General features: G+C 43.5%; 16 protein-coding genes. 7 read left to right on the top strand and 9 right to left on the bottom strand.

What is annotated here, in order from left to right; all coding sequences use genetic code 11:
- Positions 1-77 precede the first annotated feature (77 nt).
- Genes K5677_RS05225 through K5677_RS05210 form a run of 4 tightly spaced genes read right to left on the bottom strand, consistent with a single transcriptional unit; the run spans position 78 to position 2,217 of the window.
- On the bottom strand, positions 78-701 hold the full coding sequence (locus K5677_RS05225) for an ABC transporter ATP-binding protein (RefSeq protein ID WP_296725505.1): 624 nt from the start codon (positions 699-701) through the stop codon (positions 78-80).
- On the bottom strand, positions 698-1,456 hold the full coding sequence (locus K5677_RS05220) for an FtsX-like permease family protein (protein WP_296725503.1): 759 nt from the start codon (positions 1,454-1,456) through the stop codon (positions 698-700). Before K5677_RS05220 ends, K5677_RS05225 begins: the two co-directional genes overlap by 4 nt.
- Complete coding sequence (locus K5677_RS05215; protein WP_296725501.1) at positions 1,410-1,886, bottom strand: hypothetical protein; 477 nt, start codon at positions 1,884-1,886, stop codon at positions 1,410-1,412. Before K5677_RS05215 ends, K5677_RS05220 begins: the two co-directional genes overlap by 47 nt.
- Complete coding sequence (locus tag K5677_RS05210) at positions 1,873-2,217, bottom strand: DUF4418 family protein (protein ID WP_296725549.1); 345 nt, start codon at positions 2,215-2,217, stop codon at positions 1,873-1,875. Before K5677_RS05210 ends, K5677_RS05215 begins: the two co-directional genes overlap by 14 nt.
- Positions 2,218-2,704: 487 nt before the next feature.
- Here K5677_RS05210 and K5677_RS05205 point away from each other — a divergent pair, with 487 nt between their 5' ends.
- The 7 genes from K5677_RS05205 (at position 2,705) to K5677_RS05180 (ending at position 11,622) form a co-directional block, all read left to right on the top strand.
- A complete protein-coding gene (locus K5677_RS05205; RefSeq protein ID WP_296725499.1) occupies positions 2,705-5,257 on the top strand; it encodes a LamG-like jellyroll fold domain-containing protein in 2,553 nt (850 codons plus the stop codon).
- A 330-nt stretch (positions 5,258-5,587) separates the two neighbouring features.
- Positions 5,588-7,651, top strand: coding sequence for a serpin family protein (locus tag K5677_RS05200; protein WP_296725497.1), 2,064 nt, complete (start codon positions 5,588-5,590; stop codon positions 7,649-7,651).
- A gap of 250 nt (positions 7,652-7,901) precedes the next feature.
- The gene (locus K5677_RS14435; RefSeq protein WP_366848959.1) at positions 7,902-8,510 is read left to right on the top strand and encodes an alpha/beta hydrolase fold domain-containing protein; all 609 of its coding nucleotides are present in this window, start codon (positions 7,902-7,904) and stop codon (positions 8,508-8,510) included.
- A 57-nt stretch (positions 8,511-8,567) separates the two neighbouring features.
- Positions 8,568-8,813, top strand: a complete 246-nt coding sequence (locus K5677_RS14430) for a hypothetical protein (RefSeq protein WP_366848957.1) — start codon at positions 8,568-8,570, stop codon at positions 8,811-8,813.
- Between the two features lie 84 nt (positions 8,814-8,897).
- The gene (locus tag K5677_RS05190) at positions 8,898-9,662 is read left to right on the top strand and encodes a hypothetical protein (RefSeq protein ID WP_296725495.1); all 765 of its coding nucleotides are present in this window, start codon (positions 8,898-8,900) and stop codon (positions 9,660-9,662) included.
- 188 nt (positions 9,663-9,850) lie between these two features.
- Positions 9,851-10,426: a sigma-70 family RNA polymerase sigma factor gene (locus K5677_RS05185; RefSeq protein ID WP_296725493.1), complete on the top strand. Its 576-nt coding sequence runs from the start codon at positions 9,851-9,853 to the stop codon at positions 10,424-10,426.
- Positions 10,423-11,622 carry a hypothetical protein gene (locus tag K5677_RS05180; RefSeq protein ID WP_296725490.1) on the top strand — a complete coding sequence of 400 codons (1,200 nt, stop codon included), beginning with the start codon at positions 10,423-10,425 and terminating at the stop codon, positions 11,620-11,622. The genes K5677_RS05185 and K5677_RS05180 overlap by 4 nt, the downstream gene beginning before the upstream one ends.
- Positions 11,623-11,688: 66 nt before the next feature.
- Here the strand turns inward: K5677_RS05180 and K5677_RS05175 are convergent, their stop codons facing one another.
- The 5 genes from K5677_RS05175 to K5677_RS05155 form a co-directional block, all read right to left on the bottom strand.
- Entirely contained in the window at positions 11,689-12,900 is a 1,212-nt protein-coding gene (locus K5677_RS05175) for a reverse transcriptase domain-containing protein (RefSeq protein WP_296725489.1), read from the bottom strand.
- 164 nt (positions 12,901-13,064) lie between these two features.
- Entirely contained in the window at positions 13,065-13,589 is a 525-nt protein-coding gene (locus K5677_RS05170) for a hypothetical protein (RefSeq protein WP_296725486.1), read from the bottom strand.
- Positions 13,590-13,938: 349 nt separating this feature from the next.
- Positions 13,939-15,738 (bottom strand): hypothetical protein, encoded by a 1,800-nt coding sequence (locus tag K5677_RS05165; RefSeq protein WP_296725484.1) that lies wholly within the window; start codon positions 15,736-15,738, stop codon positions 13,939-13,941.
- Entirely contained in the window at positions 15,725-16,285 is a 561-nt protein-coding gene (locus tag K5677_RS05160; RefSeq protein ID WP_296725482.1) for an RNA polymerase sigma factor, read from the bottom strand. Before K5677_RS05160 ends, K5677_RS05165 begins: the two co-directional genes overlap by 14 nt.
- A gap of 160 nt (positions 16,286-16,445) precedes the next feature.
- Entirely contained in the window at positions 16,446-17,936 is a 1,491-nt protein-coding gene (locus K5677_RS05155) for a nucleotide sugar dehydrogenase (protein WP_296725479.1), read from the bottom strand.
- Positions 17,937-17,952 lie beyond the last annotated feature (16 nt).

Here is a 17,952-nt window from a genome sequence, read left to right as displayed (position 1 = left end):
ACTAAATCTCCTTCGGCTGAACTTCAGGATCTAATTGTCACATCAATAGTTTATACTTTTTAGGCGGAAGCCTTGACTTATCCGACGGCGATCACTCTGTCAGCGCTGTCAAGCAGCAGCTGATCATGTGATGCAGCTAATACCGTAACGCCATTTTTATTGGCTTCCGTCAGAATATCTCTGACTATGACAGCGCTTTCTCTGTCAAGGTTTGAAGTGGGTTCATCAGCCACTATAACGGGGGTATCCAGCAGAAGTATCCTTGCCAGCATTCCCCGTCTGTACTCGCCGCCCGAAAGCTGCGACGGATAAGAGCCGAGCTGCTTTGTAAGTGAAAGCTTTTCTGCTATTTCCTCCGCGTCTTTTTCGGTGGGGTGCTTTTTTGCTATGTATGCAGGGAATATGATGTTCTGCATAACTGTCAATTCGGGCAGAAGTGCATTTTTCTGCATCATATAGCCAATGACGTTTCCTCTGAGAGCTGTCCGCTTTTTTTCAGAGAGCTTTGATATATCAACTCCGCCGATAAGTATAGTTCCGCTGTCGGGGCGAAGCATACCCGTCAGTATATTCAGCAGCGTTGACTTGCCGCAGCCAGAAGATCCCGAAAGTCCTGCCATTTCACCCTTTTTGACTTTTATATCCATGCTTTTCAGACCAGTTTCACCGAAAAGCTTTGTAATATTTCTTCCATCTATCATACCTGTTCCTCCATGAGCATAGCAGGTTCTGTTTTCAGAATACCGAAAAAAGTGAAGGAAACAGCCAGCGCAAGCATTGCAAGGTCTATGGCAAGAGTCCTTATCACAAGTCTGACCGCATCATTCAATGAAATGAGCTTATACGGCATTTCAAGGGCGTTTTTTACTTCACTGTGAAGAGGTATAAGAAAAATACATATAAGCGCCATGCCGGCAGCAGCTCCTGCGGCAAACAGAGCAAGATACTCTGCTGAGAAGTATTTCAGGACCTTTCCTCGTGGACAGCCTGCCGAGAGCATACTTCCGGCTATCCTCCGCCGCTGATGAAAGGTCAGCGTTACCATTGCGAATAACGCAACAGCAGCGATGATGACTGCACAGGCAGAAACGATCCCTACCATATTCGTCATAAGTCTTATATGGCTCCTCAGATCAGAGGAAAGCTGCTCGATAGGGTAGACCTTAGTCTCGCTTCCCTCAAGGACACTGCTGATGTTATTGTATACATCGGTTATATCAGCGCCGTGAACAGTTTTTATGAGCACCATAGAAACGAGACCTGTTTTTTGTCCGAACATGAACTTGTACTGATCTGAGCCTGTGATCTCATCAGCAGCTTCGCGCGTTATAAATATGCTGTTATCGTATCCCATGCCTGTTTCCTCAAGCACATCTGCTATGGTGAATTCACGGTCAAATATCGTTATTTTATCGCCCTTTACAAGATTCCCCCCCCGAACCTGCCAGAGCTTCATCGGCGGAAATATCGTGTGAAACATCTGTCCACTGAGATACTGCAAAATCATTTTCGGGATCAAAGGCGACGATCTGCACACCCTCATCTGAACAGCAGCTCAGCGCCAGCGTTTCAAGATAAAGCTGAGGTGATGCAGCTTCGACTCCGTTTATATCCTTTATTTTTGTCATAACATCATCTTTGAAAATGATCGAGCAGGCTTTTCCCTTGAAAAGCATATCCTTTGTGGTATCAAGGTACGAATCGGGAACAGCTATCATATCGGCATAGGTCCTGCCGTATATCTTTTGTGAACCGTTTTTCAGGTTTTCAGTAAAAAGACCTGTTCCGAAGAGACAGGCGGTCGTAACAAAAAACAGCAGGAAAATAATGGTGCTTCTGAATCGGCTCCTTGATATTACCTGTAAAACATACTTACCTGTTTTCATTGTTGTTCACTTCTTTTTTGAGGAAAACAGCGATAAGTGATACGGCAGCGATAAGGAATATAATTGCTCCGCCAATACGGATAGCAGACATTGTGTGTCTGTTGCACATCATTGATGCCGAGGGGCAGCTTCCGACGAACGGGACAAGAATAAGTACGATGCCGAGTAAAGCTGATATGATGCCGCAAGCCTTTATTGCTTTTGCTTTTTTAAATAAGCAGGTCAGCAGGCTTATCGCCAATGAAAGTGAGAATACTACCGTTGCAATGTCAGTTGTAGTACGGCATTTCATTCTCATCATGCCCGAACATGGCTTGAGAAACGAGTTTATTGCGATAATAAAAAAAGACAGACCGCTGCTGTTAATAAAGAGGTGATCTTTTTTTTCATAATGATCTCTCCTTGATGATTAGGGATAACAGGTCATTTTTAGTAAAATATATATAACCTATTTGAATAATATGATTATATCATAATAGCGTATGCCAGTCAATTGTAGAAACGAACAAAATTATTCCTACTTACTTCATAGGTTTTTATGAAAAAATTTACTGGTTTAAAGCAGTGGCTTTTGTGCAGCAGCGTCGTGAGTCACGTCGGGTTCAGATGCGGAGAACATCAGCATTGATCATATAGAATGAATAAGCTTCATGTGTGTAAAGCACATATAGATTTGTAATACGATATATATATTTATTGATTTTAGGGCAATGCTGTGGTATACTATTGATGTGACAATTAAATCTTGAAGTTCAGACGAAGGCAAAATGGGATTTGCTATGGATACTAAAAAACAAAATTTATAAAGGAGTGAAATTATGAAAAAACCAGACATTATAAAAAGCTTTATTAAGCGTTCTGCCGCAGCTGTGTGCAGTGCTGCACTGATACTGACTATCGGCAGCTTTAAAGGGAACGTAACAGACTGCACAAAAGCTGCATCGGTGACGGTATCGGATGAAATAGGACTTGTCGGAAATCTTTTCTGCATTGCTGACGAAAAAAACGCAGACCATGCAGAGCTGCAATGGGCTACTACTCTTTCTGCCGACAGTTTTGCGCTGTACCGTTCGACTGAGCCTGATAACAACTTTGTCAAGATATATGAGGGCAGCGGCAATTCCTATGAAGATGATGATATGGCTGAGGGAACGACTTACTATTATCAGCTTAAAGTCACTTCAAAGGGCAGAGAGCTGTATTCCTCTGTGAAATCCCTTACTCCATGCGCTCTGCCGTCAGGACTGAGCACCTATGATAATCAGAAGGGAAGCAATCTTGTCTATGACACCAATGGCTACAAAGTCGGAAACACCTATTACAGCTATTCGCTGAAAAAGCATAACGGTAAGGACGATATCTATCTTGAAGAGACATCATCAAGTGACGGAAGGTATTTCGGCAATGCGAAGAATGTGGCTGACAGCTCGCAGAACTCCGCACTTGCAAGCTGCAAGATAGAATCAGTTCACATCGACTATATCCCCGAAAAGAACAAGGTAGTCGTGTGGGCTCACTGGGAAAAGCCCAGCGGCTACAGTGACGGTAAGGCACTTGTTATCACTGGAACTCCAGGCGGACAGTTCACTGTACATCATGTGTACAATCCACTTGGGATACAGGTCCGTGATATGGCTATATTCTTTGATGACGACGGAACGGGCTACCTTATCGCTGCTGCAAATAAAGAGGGACAGGGCGCCAATGCTACCATGTATATCTTCAGAATGAACGATGATTACAGTGATGTTACCGAGGTAGTGACCACTCTTTTTGAGGACCAGTACCGTGAATTTCCTAATCTCATCAAGAAAGACGGGTATTATTTCCTTTTCACCTCACAGGCGGCAGGCTGGTATCCGAGCAGCGGAGCCTACAGCGTAACAAAGGACCTCGGCGGCAAATGGAGCGAGCTCAGGGATATAGGCAATACCTCCACCTTTTCGTCGCAGTCGGGCTGGATAGTGAATATGCAGGATAAAAATTACTTAATGCACGCATATCGCTGGCTGAGGGCTTCATCTACCAGCGGAACTACTCTTTGTCCGCTGTATTTCGACAATGGCTTTGCATTCTATGACTATTGCCCATACTTCAAATACAATACATCAACAGGTGACCTTTTCCCTGTTCAGCAGGGACAGCTTCTCTCACAGGACAGACCTGCTTCGTCATCGCTGGCGGCTAAGAGCGGAAATGCTCCTGAAAAAGCCTTTGACGGCTCATATCAGAGCTCATTTGCTGCAATAGGAGACTACAAAAAATGGCCGTTCTATTTGCAGGTAGACCTCGAAAGGGTATGTGAGCTTGCAAATGTTCAGACCTCATGGTATATCTGCAAGGGCTCAGAGGGCTACTACACCTATACTGTAGAGGGAAGTCTTGACGGCGTGAACTGGACAAAGCTTCTTGACCATACCGACAAGAGCAGCGATGTTGTCACCAATACCTACGGCTTCAACAGTGATATGCTCAGCGGAAAGGCACGTTATGTCAGACTTAATGTTCAGAACGCGACACTTCATAATAATCCCAATAATAACTGGTATACTCCCACGGTCTATGAGTTCAAGGTATTCGGTACGCCCATTAGCTCCGCGGAAAAACCAAAGCCGTATATAGATATTGACTTTGAGGACGGAACAGGAAATCTCAGCCTTAACGGCGGAGCTTCCGTAAAACAGGATGCTCAGAAAGGCAATGTGCTTTATCTTGACGGCAGCGATGGTTCATACGGAGAATTTCCGACGGGTATGCTGGACGGACTTCGTGACTATACTGTGAGCATGGATATAAAGTCTGAATCAGAGGGCAATTTCTTTACCTTTGCAGCAGGAAAAAATGATGAAAAGTACATATTTTACAGAGTTGCAAAGGAGCTCTTCCGCTTTGCTGCCACTACCGACTCATGGCGCGATGAGACCGAACTGAAATGTGACCTTGACGGTACACAGTGGCATAATTATACCCTTGTTGTGAACGGTGCGGATACAAGATTATACATTGACAGCAGGGAAGCTCTGCATACAACAGAAACTCACGGTCAGGTGGCTGATATGGGTTCGGGAACGAGCTGTTATATCGGAAAGTCATATTATTCCGACGACAGCTATTTCAAGGGGAGCGTCGATAATATCAGGATATACAGGTGCGCTCTGACTCAGGGAGAGATAGGCGGAAAAGCCGAAGTAAAGGGTGACGTCAACGGCGACAGTCAGCTCTCTGTGGCTGACCTTTTGGCTATGCAGAAATTCATTCTGGGAAGCGGCGAGCTTGCCGACTGGCAGAATGGTGATCTCTGTCAGGATAACAGGATAGATGTTTTTGATCTGTGCCTTATGCGAAGGCTGTTGATCAGCAGCACTGAATGAATAAATACTATGCTTTCAGCACGGCTCACTTCGGTGAGCCGTTTTTGGGGCTTTTTCCAAAAGATCATGAATGACAAAGCATGATACTCTTATCGGAAAGATAGCTGAAGCGGTGTTCAAAAGTTGCGAATATCCGTGAAAAAAGCAATAAATTGCGGATTTTTGTTATTGTTGAACAGAATTGTTCATGATTTATTGACTTTTTATTACTGTGATGATATACTTTAATCATAAATATTGTTTAATGTCTGCCGTTTTGCCCTACAGGACAGTAACTGCCTTAGGGCGTTTGCTGCGGACACATTATTTGCGGCGAAAGGAGCTTTTGTAATGAAATATAACAGAACAGTTTCAAAACTTATTGCAGGTTCTCTCGGAATGCTTCTTGCAGTAGGTATTTTTCCCGACAGCAGTGTTTTCAATTCAATGACTGCTTCTGCCGAAACTGTCAGCGCATACGGTACGATCGGCTATGATACCGACGATAAAATGTATGTGTATACTCTTTCCGACTATATTTTTGACCATTCCGATGTATACAACGGCACCCCCTGTATCACCATTCAGGACAGTGATAAAAGTCATTTTGACGGAGTGGGTGACGAACTCAATATATTCGATACTGACGAAAACACCCTCAGACAGCTGAAAAAACTCCAAAGCGGAGTACATTATGATATTACTTTTGAATCAAAGGTGTTCTACGACTTCCTGAATAGTGAAAAGAGCAGATCTTTTGATGAACTTACACAGGAGGAGCTTAATAAGATGTTCAGCGGAGAGCCGGGGACAGGAACTCCTTTAAATCCCGATCTTGGCTTTGATCCCTTTGAGGATCGTGATCCGGGCTATATAAGTGATAGCGGAAATTATAACTCATGGAATACATGGGATAGCTGGGGCGGATACAGTACAAAGTATTACTCTTTCCGCGCTGATAAGCTTATATCCATTAAACGCCATAACTTCTATTACTACGGAGATATAAACAGTGACGAGGTAGTTGATTCCTTTGACAGGCTTGAATACGGCAAATACATCAACGGCTGTCTCGGCAGAGAGCTTACAAAGGACGAGTTCCTAAATGCTGACATCAACAAGGATAAAAAGATAGATGAGGAGGATTTTCAGCAGGTAACTGATTTTATCCTCGGAAAAGCCGCTGAGTTCAACAGCGTCAAGGAAATAGGCAGTATCCGACTGGATGAAAGTATCGACGTTCAGCGCTCTGAAGGCAAAAAAACTGATGAGGAATTTGCAGAAGCTCAGATGAAGTTCGGCGTTGATCTGCTGAAGCAGTGCTATGATCCTGAGAAAAAGGAAAAAAATATCCTTATCTCACCATTTTCTGTTTCTTCAGCTCTTTCCATGATGGCTAACGGTGCTGACAATAATACTCTCAAGGAAATGGAAGATGTACTGGGCGGATCAAAGCTCTCAATAGATGACATCAACGAATATATGTCATATTTCCTCAGCAAAACGCCGGACACTGATGGAAAACGTCTTATTGTTTCCAATTCCTTATGGTGCAAGGACGCTGATTATTTCAAGCCCCTTGACAGCTTCCTCGAAACAGATAAGAAGTATTACAATGCCGAGGTTTACAAGACAAACTTCGATAACGAAACAGTAAATGATATCAACAGCTGGGTAAACAAGAACACCAACGGAATGATACCAACTGCTGTACGCAAATCTGATTTTAACGAGTTTACCCGAATGGCTCTTATCAATACCCTGTACTTCGATATGGAGTGGGAGAAGAAGTACGAAAAGACTACCGACGGAAAATTCACTGATATTGACGGAAATCTCCACAGTATCAAGGAAATGAGAAGTCAGGAATACTATTATTATGAGCTTGAAGACGCAGATGCTTTCAAGAAGCCTTATCTGAACAGCGAATATTTCTTTGTAGGTATCATGCCGAGGGATAAGGATATAGTTCAGTATGTAAATGACCTTGATGCCGAGAAGCTTTCTGACGCTCTCACAAAGCCTTATGAGTCCGCAGAGATTCCCCTTGATCTTCACGTAATGATACCAGAGTTTGAATACGACTATTCGACCAGTCTTCCCGAAACTCTCAAGGAACTGGGAATCAATGACGCTTTTAACATGGATAAAGCTGATTTTTCAAGACTTTACGATTCCGGTGTTACGGGCGCTGAACCTATATATCTTGGTGATGTTATCCACAAGACAAGAATAGAGGTCAGCAAGGAGGGTACAAAGGCAGCTGCATTCACTATGGCTTCGGCAATGGGAGGCGGTATGATTACTAAAACGAAGACTGTCAGTATCAGACTTGATAAGCCTTTCGTATACATGATAGTGGACGCGAACAATGTCCCGCTGTTTGTAGGCGCTGCTTCAAAGCTCGGAGATTGAGCGAAACAGTAATAAACTAAACAATGACCAGCAAAGCTCCGCGTAATGCGGAGCTTTCTGTTTTATGATAAATATGTTATAAGCGGCGAGCCACAGCAGCCTTTTTCACGTAAAAGTACTGCATAACAGTAAGTCTTATGCCGCGCAGCTTGCTATTCCAAAGCTTATATGTTATACTATTGATGTGACAATTAAATCCTGAAGTTCAGACGAAGTATCAGATCAAGAAGAATTATCGGAGAAAACTACAATGAATATTATTATAAGGAAGCTTATACAATTTTCCATGAGGGATTTTACAAGGCTCAGCAAGCTTGATAATCCCGAATTCAGTGAGGGACTTGCAGAGCTGAAGAAAAAACTGCCGCAGGACTCTGCGCCGCCGAAACGAGTAAAAAAAGAAATGGATATTAAAAGGTGCAGGGTAAAGGACGGGATATATTACATTGCCCGGGACAAGCACAATAGGAGCGGCAAAAAGGTACTGTTTATCCACGGAGGCGGATTCTTCCTTGAAGCAATGCCTCTGCACTGGAGACTTTGTCAGCGTCTTGCAAGAGATACAGGCTGCGAGATCATATTCCCTCAATATCCGATGGTACCCGAAAGCAGCGCAAGAGAGTGCCACATTATGCTTATGGAGGTCTACAGGGAATTCATAAAAAACAGCCGTCCCGAGGACCTGACTATTATAGGCGACTCGGCAGGCGGAACTCTCTCATTGTCGTTATCTATGTTGGCTATAGAAATTGGACTGCCTGTGGCAAATGAGATAATCCTCATTTCTCCCGGCTTTATAATAGGAAAAATGTCTGAAAAAGAGCAGAAAAGAGCTGACTTCATAAGACAGCAGGACTGAATAATAGGGCATTTCCCTGTAGAAAAGATAAGTGAGCTGTGGCTCGGGGACCTTGATGTGAACAACTACAGAGCCGACGCCACAAAGGGCAATATAGACGGACTTCCCCATATAACCATGTTTTCGGGAACTCACGACATAATGAACATTCCTGCAAGGCGATTTGCGGCAAAAATAAAAAAAGAGCATCACCCTTTCTCGTATTACGAGAAAAAAGGAGGCCCCCATGATTATGCCCTGTTAAAAAAGAGCCGAAAGGAATATAATATCATCATATCAAGGGTATCAGGCTCTGCAATGTGACTATTATAGATTTATAGCTTTGCAGGGAAAGGTGTAACGGAATATTAAAGCAGACATTAATAAAGAAAAACTAAGGAGCAGGTCATGTCAATAGAAAACGGTGAATGGATAATGCGGGGGCTTGAGTGGAACGCCCCCTACAGGATACGCAGTCCGAAAGAGCTTGTGGACTGGATAGACGAGGTAGGATTTCTGCCCTTGTTTGGCAATGGAGTCAGGGGCTTTTCAGCAGAAGAGCACGTTTCGGCAGATTTCTGGTGGACAGGGGACAGAGAGCAGGACCCCTGGGAGTGGCGTGAGATAATAGCCGCAGGTCATGAAGCAGCATACGGCAAGTTTTTCGATAAGAAAGCAGGCTTTATCAGCCTGAAATGGCTGCCCTACTTTGCTAATTGCAGACGTGACGGCTATGACTTCGATTCGGCATGGGAGGACAGTAAGATAAGTCTCCGCGAAAAGCTTATAATGGACGTCCTTACCGATAAGGACGATGAAGGTGATATTATCTGGACTGACAAGCAGATACTGTCAACTGAGCTGAAACAGCTTGCAGGCTTCGGAAAGGGCGGAGAAAAAAACTTTCCCGGAATAACAACAGAATTGATGATGAAAACGTATCTTGTTACCGCCGGCTTTCACAGGCGCAGGAATAAAAAAGGCGCAGAATACGGTATGGCGGTGTCGGTCCTGCTGCCGCCTGAGGCTGTATGGGGATATGATAGGATCACCTCAGCATACAGCGAAGCTCCGCAGGATTCGTGGCAGCGCATAATAAACAGAGTTAAAGAGCTGTATCCCGACGCGGAGGAAGCCGAGATCATAAAGCTTATCGGTAAAATGCCAAAGTAAAGCTGCCCTGATGTGAATTTAGTTTAATAAGCGCAAATTCTTTATATAATAGAGGATTTGCGCATTATATTTTTCTAAAGAAAAAATTTTCAGAATTTGTGTTACACTTATGTGAAGTGAAGCAAGTGTATTGTATGAAAGCACTTAACGGCGCGCAGGCTTTTGAAAAATAAAAAAGGGGTGGTCCTATGACAGATACTGAATACAAAAAATTATATGATAAAGATCCTGGTTCAGCACAAACGGCATTGTTTGACGAATATCTCAGCTATGTTTACGCTATAGTTTACAATAAGCTGCGGAGCTGCGGAAGCCGCGAGGATATAGAGGAATGTGTGGGAGATGTTTTTTCTGCTGTATTTATAAGCTATGACAGAAATGGCTGCTTTGACGGCGATATGAAAGGCTTTATCGGTATTATAGCAAGCCGTACCGCCATTCAGATGTACCGCAGGCTCGTCCGCCGCGGCGATACGGTATATATCGAGGAGGAAACGTCAGAGATAGCGGATACAGAGCAGGTTGAGCATATTACTGAGCGCAGCGAAATGCGCAATACGCTTCTGCGGCTCATAAAAAGTCTTGGTGAGCCAGATTCTGATATTATAATACAGAAATACTACTACAACATGAATTCTAACGAAATAGCAGCCAAACATTCGATGAGCCCGACTTCGGTGAGAATGAGATGCAGCAGAGCTCTCAAAAAGCTTAAAGAGCTCCTTACCAGAGAGGGATATGATATGAAGGAGGGAAATATATGAGCGAGAATAAAAAAATAGGCTTCGATATCCTTGAAAATTCGGATATAAACACAGTTGAAGAAATAGGAACGGAGAAAATGGATATAGATAAAAAAGCCAGAGACAGAATGATTAAAATAACAATGAAGAAATATGCAGAGGAGAAAAAGCTTCTTGGCAGCGAGAGCAATGATACTCATTCGGCAGATGAATATGCTGATTCCGTATCAGGTGTCGATAATTATAAGCAGAACAGGATAACCCATTTCATATATGCTGCGCTTTGTACGGCGGCAGCTGTGGCATTAGCCGCAGGAAGCATATTCATGCTCAAACATAACAGCAGAACACCGAGCCCCAAGGTATCTGATCCAATAATCGAAGCAACAACAGTTACAACAGACACTTCTCATACAACCGATAAAAATGTGACAACAAATACTACAGTCAGCACAACGTCAGCAAATACTGCCAAGTCATCAGTAAAAACCACGGTAAATGCTTCTGAGACATCATCAGCAAATGGAACAGCCAATTCAACAGTAAAGGCTGATAATGCTTCTTCCGCAATTACGACAGCTTCAAATGTCCACGAGCTTGAAGGCAGCGAGGCTGCTGCTCACGCAAATCCACGTACAGACCGCAAAGATATTACTCAGGAGGAGCTTGATGCAGCAGCTGTGAAAGCAGTAAAAGCAGTCGTAAGCGAACATAATGAATTTGTGAATTCTAATGGCAGTCAGCCTGACCCAGTCTTTGATTTTGTTGTTAAATATGCGTTTTATGACGTAAACGAGGATTCTGTGCCCGAGCTGTTTATCAGCAGCAGTTATATCCTCGCAAAGAAATATATGTATGTGTATGACGGAAAGGATTATGTTATAGCCCGTTTCAACGGACATGATATGGACGGCAGAGAAAAAGAACATGAGGTGATACTCGATAATATTGATGTGTTTGCAGAAAATCACACAATAGGTATGATGGGTCATCAGGGCGGAAGTCAGTCATTTATTCTTTCAATGGGAGCTGATAACAGCATTACTCCGCTGGACGAATACACATTGTACAGATACTATAAGAACGGCAGATTGACAGAAGAGTATCAGGATTCTTACAGTATGAAAAAGTTCCAGTATTTCTGCGATGAATATATGTCCCATGAGTTAAGGGAGCTGGACTGGACTGTTTATACGGAAACAAACAGCGCCGAATAAAAATGGGTTGCTTTTTGAATGAAACCGGTATAAAGCCTGAATAGTAAGATAACACCCTGTGCTTTTTCAGCGCAGGGTGTTATTGTTCTTTTTTAGGTAAAACTCATGTACCAGACTTCTGAGACCTAAGCTGCGGATCTCCTCATATCTTACATTGAAACGCGATTTGGTGCGTTTTCCGCTGACAAGAAACCGAACGCAGTCCTGAGCATAGTTGTCGATACATCTGAGGCTTATATCAGTATTAATAACCGAAAAAAACCATTTATTCCATGTAAGATCGCTGTTTTCGGAACATTCAAAGAGCTTGCTGTTGAATATGCGTATAAATGCAAGGGCAGCCTTTTCACCGCTGAGCTCATTTCGCTGCCTCCAGCGCTGTAAGGCTCTTGTCTTGCGGCGCATTTTGTTCTTCATCTTCTCCACCGAAGCAGGAGCAATATCAATTATTCCGTTTTTATACGAAAAACCGAGAAATATCCAGCCCTCACCGGGGGCGCAGAAGCTTTCCTTATTCGGGTTTATGTCCAGTCCGCGGTCAGCAATGAAGCTGCGGAGAAGCTCTGCGTATCCTCTGCATTTTTCCGCCGAATCCGCAAAGAGTATCACATCGTCTGAGTACCGTCCGTAGGGGATATTCTTTTCGGTGAAGCAGCGGTCAAGCTCCATAAGGTAAAGGTCGGCGTAAAAGGCTGAAAGGGGAGTGCCTGCCATTATGCCCTTTTCTTCGATGATGATATTGTTTTCTTCTATAACCCGAGGCTCTGAGAGCAGACTGCTGAGGAAAGCATACAGCTCCTCATCATCTGAAAGTACATTGTTCAGCATGGGCAGCAGCCTTTCAACAGGTACTGAATTGAAGTAGTTGCTTATATCCGCTTTATAGGAATACATTTCATTGATATGCGGAGCTCTGGTCAGCTGTCGGACAGCGTCCTTTGCCGTTATGTTGGGGCGGAACGAGTAAAGCCCGGTACTGAAAATACCGTCGTATTTTCTCAGGAGCAGATAGGTCAGCAGCTTCAGGACCATGTTTTCGGTTTCAGGATAGGTATAGACCACGCGCTTTTTTTGAGTGTCCTGCTTGCTTATGACGGATTTACTAGGCAGTGGGAAGGCTTCTCCGTTCATTATCCTTTGGCATACGGGGATATATTTTTCGCTGTCGATGAAACGGCGGAGCTCCTTTACAATTTGAGTTCCTCCTGTAAGAGAGGATTTGTATTTATAAAAGCTCTCCCAGCATTCACGCTGAGAAAGCTTATCCAATAATGACATGATTATCTCCTTGAAATATAGAAAAACAGAAAGAGAAATCGTTAAATCCAAGAAAATTCTTGGAAGTACAAGACCGTACACGATTCGGCTGCCTGCGAAGCTCTGTGCTGAACCGTGCCTGATCCGCCGCAGGCGCAAAGCGTTCTCTTTCTGTTTTTTTCATTTTATAGCCCGAGGGCTTTGCGTGTACGATATTTTACGTACTCTCTGGTGTTCCACCAGCCGTCATAATCGTAGTAAAAGCGAAGATATGCTATGCCCTCGGCCTTGCAGTCGGCGCGGAGCTTGTATACTGAGCTCTTTCTTGAGAGAAGCTCTGTCACCAGTACCTTTTTATCGCCGCTCCAGAAGGTAAACACAGTAGCTCTGCCGTTGTTTACATCAACTGATTCTATGTGATACTCAGGAAAATCGCTTCTGAACACATGGTCAAAGTATTCCTTGTAGGTGCCGCTGAAGTTGTACTGATTCTCCTCATGAGGCATGAAAGGTCCCCATGAAAAGCCGGAAGGACCTATTTCACGGTCAGTTTCTATGATCTCCACATTGTCATTCCCATAGGTGGTCTCGGTCTTGGTTTCTTCGTTCTCATGCAGATTTACAGACTCCTGCTTGATCGCGTTGGCAACGTCCTTGATAAGTCCTCCAAGCTCGGAATTTTCACCGAGAAGCTTTGAAAACAGTCCCATAGTATAGTCCTCCTTTGGCATTAAACTAAAGGGCATCTCTGAATATACCCTTATTTTAACATATAGGAGCAAAGCCTTCAATCTGCATTTTTACTAAAATTATTATAGGTTCATTGTGCAGCTCCTACAAATGAGAGCCGCAAAAGGGACGGCAAGGTGAGCCCCCTCCGGCGGAACGCAGGTTATATTTACGAGACTGAAATTTCAGGCTCGGTAACCCTGTTTTTCCGTTAAGGTGAGCAGACTATTGCCGTCCCTTTATATATCTTTCTTTGTCCGTGTTTATTTGTTTATTTGTCAGTGCAGAAGCTTCCGTGATATAAGCTGTTCTGCCGATGTTAAAGCAGTTTTAACACCAGTAAGCTAATATCTTGCCGTCGCAGCCGCGGATATAAAAGTACGGAACAGTACCGGGTGTACCTACACGCAATTTACCGTCTTCTGATGAGCCTTGGAATAATGTAGGATGGAAAAACCATATGTCATAATCCTCATAATAGTTTGCAATATAACAAGGATTGTCTCTTATTATCCTTGTGCCGTCAGGGCGTTCTATATATTCTCTGTCACGGTTATCGATATACTCCTGACCCATGAGCTTGAGCAGTGCCTCTCTGCCTTTTGCAATAGCATCCTCTTCATCTGCGATCGTACCGAGTACCCTGTCAAATGGAATCATCTCAGCTTTATGAAGCATATAGTTTATTTCATTCTTGTAGTCGATCCAATTTCCATTTTCATCATATCCCTCGTAAGTGCCATTGAAGGAACCGTCATTACCGTTATGCATCTCCAGGTAAAACGCTCTGACAATATCTTCATCAGTCGGCTCTTTTTCCTCGGGTTCTTCCGCGGGAGGCAGAGCCTGTTCAGCAGCTTCAGTAGTTTCAGCTGTAGTTTCAGCTGTAGTTGCAGATGTTGTTACAGATGTAGTTACAGCGGTTGTGGTTGTCTTGACCTCAGAGGAATATTTAGTATCATATTTGCCGCTTAAAATGTCATTGAGAACAGTCTCAAACTCTGCGGTATCGATATAGTAATTCCAAGTACCTGTAGGGATCTCGTCTTTATCGGTCAGATCATAGGAACAGAGGTTGACAAATCCGCTGGTGTAAATGAAGAAGCTCTCTCTGCATACAGTTGTATCGCTGGTCTTAAAGCAGCGAACCACCATATACATTAATTCATTTGCTGAATCGCTGTCTGAACCGGACTTTTTAAGCATGGTCAGGAAATCCTTTTCGAGGAATTTACTGAGAGCGTTCTTTGTTTCAGCCTTTTCCGGGATTATCTGCTCACTTCCAGTACCCATTTCATAATACAGCTCAGCTTCCTGGAATTTGCCCTCAGAAAGTCTTTTTATCTCCATCTGACTGAGAGAATTGCCTGTTTCAGGCTTATTCTGCTTCAGTATATCCTTTACGCCTTTGTCAAAGCTATCATAATCAATATTAAAGACTGCGCTGTCAGTGACAGGATACTCAAATGCTCCTCCGATAGGATTACACTTTGACTTAATATAATATGCTTTTCCGTCTTCCGTAATGTAGACATTAAAGTATAAATCTCCGTTTTTCCAGAAGATGCCGTATCCATTGCCTTCATATTCATCAAAATCAGGAATATCACTTTCAGCAATTTCAGCGCCCTCGCCCCAGTTGAAGCCGTTAAGGAAAGTGGCAAGCTTATTATATGTGACATCTGAGTACTCTTCAATATCCTGGTTAAGAATGTATAATGAGAATAGCAGCTGATTGAAATCGGCAAATGGTGCGACAGAATTATCACCTATCGGTTTTACCAGATTCGGATCTGTTGCTTCGGTCAAATAGACTTCATTCTCAGACTTATTCTTATTATTTGACTTATTTCTCTGCATCAGAAAGCCTGTTGCACCGATACCCGTCACAAGAAGGGCAGCTGCCGCTGCAGTGCTTACTATACGCAGTACTTTGTTTGCAGGTCTGACAATGTCAGTACCGCTTACAACGTCTATATATCCATCTTCATTTGTTCTGTTTTCTTCTGTTTTTATATCCGGCTTAGCTGAAAAGAATTTAATATTTTTAGAATGTTTCATTTTCTGTTCCTCCTCATATTGAGCTATGCGGCGGTGTACATTCTCGATCATCTCTTCATGCTTCAACATATTCAAAGCCCTCCGTTTCAAGCTGTGATCTGAGTGATTTTCGAGCACGGTATAGAATGGATTCAAGACTTCGGAGACTTTTTTTCATGATTTTTGCTGCTTCCTTATTGCTGAATCCTTCAAAATAAATGAGCCAGAGCACCTGCTGATATTTCGGATGAAGCTTGCGCATTGCCTTATGTATGGCTATCTGCTGTTCTTTTTTGATGTATGCTTCTTCAACAGCAGTTTCATCATCCATCATTTCAGGTGTCTCTTCAATAGAAACGCATACCTTAGCGGCAGTTTTGCGAAGATGATCTATCGCAATATTTCTGCCGATAGCATAGAGCCACGTCTTGAAAGAGCTTTTCTCCTTGAATTTCGGCTTTTTTGTACCGAGCAGGACGAAAGTATCTTCTGTCAGCTCTTCTGCGGTCTGTATATTCCCGACGATACTTGTCAGGTAAAGTATCAGACCGTCGCTGTATTCTATTATTATCTCATCTAAACCCTGTACATCACCATAGTCACGAAAACGGCGGTAGCTACTTGCACCGTTATTCATTGAACTACTCCTTCCCGAAAGCCCTTTTCCGAGCTTTTCACTTATTAGACGATATGAGAAAGGAAAACTACGCGTTTATTTTGTGATTTATTTGTAAAAAGCCAAACTTTGTGCGATCTGCTTTAATAATAGATCCTGTATTTATTAATTATGCTGTATTTTAGTCTCTTTTGAAAAGGTCACGGGTGTAGACCTTGTCTGCAACATCATCAAGAACGCTGTTATATCTGTTTGCCACTATACAGCCGCACATCTTCTTGAATTTTTTCAGGTCGTTGACGACCAGCGAGCCAAAGAAGGTACTTCCGTTTTCGAGGGTGGGCTCATAGATGACTACAGTTGCTCCCTTAGCCTTAATGCGCTTCATAACGCCCTGAATAGAGGACTGACGGAAGTTGTCGCTGTTGGATTTCATAGTCAGGCGGTAAATTCCCACGACTACGTCCTTTTCCATGCTGCTGTCGAACTGATTATTTGACATATAGCTGTAGCCGCCTGCCATTTCGAGAACTCTGTCAGCTATGAAGTCCTTTCGTGTCCTGTTGCTCTCGACGATAGCCGTCATCATGTTCTGCGGCACATTCTGATAATTGGCGAGGAGCTGTTTTGTGTCCTTTGGCAGGCAGTATCCGCCGTAGCCGAAGGAAGGGTTGTTATAGTAATCTCCCACACGGGGATCAAGGCAGACTCCCTTTATGATATGTGCGGTATTCAGCTCCTTGACCTCTGCGTATGTGTCGAGCTCGTTGAAATACGATACGCGAAGGGCAAGGTAGGTGTTTACGAAAAGCTTTGTTGCCTCTGCCTCTGTAGTAGCCATGAAAAGCACAGGTATATCAGTCTTTACAGCGCCCTGCTGAAGCATAGCCGCAAAGGTCTCGGCGGATTCCCTGTTTGCCTCATCAAAGCCGACTATTATACGGCTTGGGTACAGGTTGTCATAGAGCGCTTTTGATTCACGGAGAAATTCTGGGCTGAAAATAATATTATACATGCCCAGCTTTTTGCGCACCTGTACGGTATAGCCCACGGGAATAGTGGATTTTATGACGATAGTTGGCTTTTTGGTACTGTCAGCCGTTACTTTTCTGATAAGCTCGAGGACAGCTTCAACAGCCGAGCAGTCAAAAAAATTAGTTTTGGGATCATAGTTGGTAGGAGCAGCTACAATGATAAAATCAGCGTCCTTATATGCGGCTTCGCCGTCTGTTGAAGCTATGAGGGAGAGCTTCCGCTCCTCATGCTCTGCAAGGTATTTTTCTATATAGTCATCCTGTATGGGACTTTTCCAGCTGTTGAGCTTTTCCACCTTCTCAGGGATTATATCCACAGCCGTAACGTCGTGGTGCTGAGAGAGCAGAACAGCAAGTGAAAGCCCGACATAGCCTGTTCCTGCAACAGCCACCTTTTTTCTTGGAACAGTTTTGACATTTGCTGTGTCCTCAACAAAAAGGTCAGTGTAGTCAAAGCCGAGAACATCAGACAAGGCAAGAAGCTGGTCTACTGAGGGACTGTAATCAGCTGCCTCAAGCCTTGTGAACATGGTTCGGTTAATGCCTGTCTTTTCGGACAGGGCGGTCTGTGACAAACCAGCGGCTTTTCTTTTGGCGATGACAATTTCTGCAAGCTTTTCCAATGATAAATGTTTCATGATATATCTCCTGTTT

The sequence above is a fragment of the Ruminococcus sp. genome, assembly GCF_024684275.1.
Note: the sequence above shows the minus strand (reverse complement) of the source record. Positions and strands in the feature narration are given on the sequence as shown.